Annotated in this window: 5 protein-coding genes; 3 read left to right on the top strand and 2 right to left on the bottom strand. The window is 72.3% G+C overall.

Annotated elements, in window-relative coordinates; genetic code table 11:
* Window positions 1-715 (bottom strand): DEAD/DEAH box helicase (locus G6030_RS11360; protein WP_347238642.1); only part of this gene is annotated, 715 nt, incomplete at its 3' end.
* Window positions 716-748: 33 nt separating this feature from the next.
* Entirely contained in the window at window positions 749-2,107 is a 1,359-nt protein-coding gene (locus G6030_RS11355) for a nicotinate phosphoribosyltransferase (protein ID WP_007627773.1), read from the bottom strand.
* A 110-nt stretch (window positions 2,108-2,217) separates the two neighbouring features.
* On the opposite strand from G6030_RS11355, the gene clpS reads away from it, so the two are divergent.
* The 3 genes from clpS to G6030_RS11340 all read left to right on the top strand — a co-directional run.
* Window positions 2,218-2,505: an ATP-dependent Clp protease adapter ClpS gene (gene clpS / locus G6030_RS11350; protein ID WP_223210147.1), complete on the top strand. Its 288-nt coding sequence runs from the start codon at window positions 2,218-2,220 to the stop codon at window positions 2,503-2,505.
* Between the two features lie 4 nt (window positions 2,506-2,509).
* Window positions 2,510-3,130: a DUF2017 domain-containing protein gene (locus tag G6030_RS11345; protein WP_007627771.1), complete on the top strand. Its 621-nt coding sequence runs from the start codon at window positions 2,510-2,512 to the stop codon at window positions 3,128-3,130.
* 10 nt (window positions 3,131-3,140) lie between these two features.
* A partial coding sequence (locus tag G6030_RS11340; RefSeq protein ID WP_182643196.1) for a rhomboid family intramembrane serine protease occupies window positions 3,141-3,806 on the top strand: 666 nt, incomplete at its 3' end.

The following is a 3,806-nucleotide window of genomic DNA, read 5'->3' as shown; positions in this document are numbered from 1 at the left end:
TCACCACGACATCGGCCTGGCCGGCCTTCTGGCGTGCCAGCTCCGCGAAGCACTCGGTGAACTCGGGGCAGACCTGCCCGAGGCACTCCCGGCTCGTCACCGACACCTGCCGCCACGCCGCGTCGGAGACGCCGCGGGAGAGGTCGTCGCGGTCACCGGTGTCGGTCTCCTGGGCCCAGTCGTGGAGCCGCGCGATCTCGCGTCCGAGCCAGGAGCTGGGTCCGGTGTCGCGCGTGGAGGCCTGGCGGGGGGTGCGCGCGGCGGTGGGCTCGCCGCCGATCGGGAGGTCGAACAGTTCCTCGGTCTCGATCTCCTCCGGGTCGGCCTCGTCGACCGGCCCGGTGCTCACCCGGTGCAGGCACAGGTAGTTGCCGCGGCCCTTGAGGATCGCGTGGGACGGACTCACGCCCAGCTCGGGGCGGAGTGCGGTGGCCAGGCGGGGCAGATCCCGGTCGACCAGTTGGTTCTGCAGAGCGATGGTCGCCGTGGAGACCACCACGGTGCCGCCGGTGGCGACCGCGTGGCGGAGGGAGGGCACCAGGTAGGCGAGGGACTTTCCGGTGCCGGTGCCGGCCTGGACGGCGAGGTGCTCGCCGGTGGACAACGCGTTGCCGACGGCTTCCGCCATCGCGAGCTGTCCCGTCCGCTCGCTGCCACCCAGGCTCTCGACCGCGGTGGCGAGCAGCTCGGAGACGGAGGGGAGCGAGTCGGTCACGCGGCTACCCTAGCGGCCCGCCCGGACACCGGGTCAGGCGCCGGGCAGTGCCCCCGGCGGCACGACCCGCACGGGGATCGCGGGGTCGCCCTCGCTCAGGGCGAGCCCCTCCCACGGCAGCGAGACCATGACCGACGCGTGGTGGGCGCGCGACTCCTCCAGGGTCGGCAGGCCGGGCACGGTTTCCCCGCCCCGGATCAGCGGGAGCATGAGTTCGCGCTTCTCCAGCCCGTTCTCCTCGGGGGCTTCCGCGGAGAACGGCAGGAGCACCTCCTCGACCGCGGTGCCGGTGCGCCGGTGGAGGCGGATCGCGCGCTTGGCCCCGGGGAGGGACTCCTTGTGCGCGGACCGCTTGGCCACCGGGATCCCGTCGACCTCGACGAGCTTGTAGACCATCCCGGCGGTGGGGGCGCCCGAGCCGGTGACGAGCTTGGTCCCGACCCCGTAGACGTCGACGGGTTCGGCGCGCAGCGCGGCGATCGCGTACTCGTCGAGGTCGCCGGAGACGACGATCCGGGTGTTGTAGGCGCCCAGCGAGTCGAGCTGGTCGCGGACCTGACGGGCGAGGACGCCCAGGTCCCCGGAGTCGATGCGGACGCCGCCGAGCTCGGGCCCGGCCACCTCGATCGCGGTCTCGACCCCGGCCGTGATGTCGTAGGTGTCCACGAGGAGCGTGGTGCCGACGCCGAGCGCGCCAACCTGGGACCGGAACGCCGCCGCCTCGTCGGGTCCGTCGGGGCCGGTGTGCAGCAGGGTGAACGAGTGGGCCGAGGTTCCTGCCGACGGCACCCCGTGGCGTCGGGTCGCCTCGACGTTGGAGGTGGCGTCGAAGCCGGTGAGGTAGGCGACGCGGGCCGCGGCCACCGCGGCCTCCTCGTGGGTGCGGCGCGAGCCCATCTCGATGATGGGCCGACCGTCCGCGGCCCAGTTCATCCGCGCGGCGGCGGAGGCGATCGCGCTGTCGTGGTTGAGCACCGACAGCACGAGCGTCTCCAGTACGACGCACTCGGCGAAGCCGCCCCGGATGCTCAGGACGGGGGAGCCGGGGAAGAACAGCTCGCCCTCCGGATAGCCGTCGACGTCGCCGGTGAAGCGGAAGGCCCGCAGCCAGTCCGTGGTCCGCTCGTCGAGCGAGTCGGCCAGGGCGTCGATCGCCTCGTCGTCGAACCGGAAGTCGGCCAGCCGCTCGAGGAGGCGTCCGGTGCCGCCGACCACGCCGTAGCGGCGGCCGGCGGGCAGGCGCCGGGCGAACACCTCGAACACGCACGGCCGGTCGGCCGTGCCGTCCGCGAGGGCCGCCTGGATCATGGTGAGCTCGTATTTGTCCGTGAGCAGGGCGGTGGACGGTCGCCCGGAGCCGGGCGTGGCAGGGGAGGTGGTCGTCGAGGTCACGGGGCCGACTCTACGGCGTGGCCGACCCGCCGCGAATCCGTATCCTGGGAACCATGCACCCTGTGACGACACCGCTTGCGGCCGTCAGGAGCACCGCCCCGGTGATGGCGATGCCGTCGGCCGCGCCCGTGGAGACCACGGACGCGGACCTCGACGGCGGGGTGGACAATCCCTGGTTGACCGTCGTGTGGGACGACCCGGTGAACCTCATGAGCTACGTGACGTTCGTGTTCCAGCGGGTGTTCGGCTACAGCCGGGAGAAGGCGCACGAGTTGATGCTCAAGGTCCACAACGACGGTCGCGCGGTGGTCTCGTCCGGTAGCCGCGACAAGGTGGAGAACGACGTCCGCAAGCTGCAGGAGGCCGGGTTGTGGGCCACGATGCAGCGGGAGGCGTGAGCCGGTGAAGGCCTGGCAGCGGAAGTCGTCCCTGGGCGGGACGCGCATCAAGTCCGTCATGGAGAGTCACGAGGTGCAGATCCTGCACGCGCTGGTGTCGAACATCGTGGACATGCTCGAGCAGCGTCGTGACTCGGCGCCGCGGGACGAGTTGGCGGAGATCACGGGTATGCGCAGCGGGCACTCCCAGCTCCCGGCCGAGGCTCCGCTCGCGCGGTTGCTGCCGGATTTCCACCGGCCGGAGGCGGCCGATCGCCGGGACGGGTCCGAGGCCGACCGGGCGGCCGTCGCGCGCGCCCACAACGCGGGTATGCGCATGCTCCACGAGCCGGCCATCATCGACGCGAAGCTCGACTGCGCGGGCGTGGTCCTGCGCTCGTTGCCCTCGCGCGGCGGCACCGTGTCGCTCACCCTCGACCAGGCGGGGGCGTGGATGCGCTGCCTCAACGACGTGCGCCTGGGCCTGGGGGCCGTCCTGCTCGAGGCCGGCTCGACGGACGGGACACCCGCCACCGACATCCCCGAGTACGTGCCGGACGACGATCCCCGGTCGGCCCAGCTGGACGTGTACCACTGGCTGACCTTCATGCAGGACTCCCTGTGCACCGCCCTGGACGGGCAGTGAGGAGAACACCGTGAACCGTGACCCGAGATCGCCCTGGCCGGGCGCCGGAGCGGCCCGGCCGGCGGACCCGGGTCCGCGGCGGTGGCCGGCCCTGGTCCTGTTGTGGTCGTTCGTCGCCCTGATGTGGGTGGTGGAGGCCGCGGACCGGGTCATCGTGGAGCTCGTCGGCCCCCGGCAGACGCTCGACGACTACGGTGTGCAGCCGCTGTCGACGGACGGGCTGCTCGGCATCGTGTTCCAACCGCTGTTGCACGGCGACTGGGCGCACCTCATCGGCAACTCGATCGCCCTGCTCGTACTGGGCTCGATCATCGCCCTGTCGGGAATCCGGCCGCTGCTCAGTGTCACGCTGATCTCGTGGCTGGCCTCGGGCGTGGTGTCCTGGCTGCTCGGCGGCGCGGGCACCGTCCACATCGGGGCGTCCGGCATCGTGTTCGGCTACATCTTCTACGTCATCGTCCGCGGCTTCTTCTCGCGGCGGATCCTGCACCTGGTGATCGGCCTGGTCATCGGCTTCTATTACGGACTCGAGGCGTTGGCGGGCCTGTCGCCGATGCTCGACGGCGTGTCGTGGCAGGGCCACCTGGGCGGCGCGGTCGGCGGCGTGGCGTCGGCGTACGGCCTCAGGCGCGACCGTGACCGCGACCGCGGGGCCCGTCACCTCACCGCCGGCCGG

Source organism: Dietzia sp. E1, from assembly GCF_014145015.1.
GTDB classification, from domain to species: domain Bacteria; phylum Actinomycetota; class Actinomycetes; order Mycobacteriales; family Mycobacteriaceae; genus Dietzia; species Dietzia cinnamea_A.
This window is presented reverse-complemented; position numbering and strand designations above follow the sequence as displayed.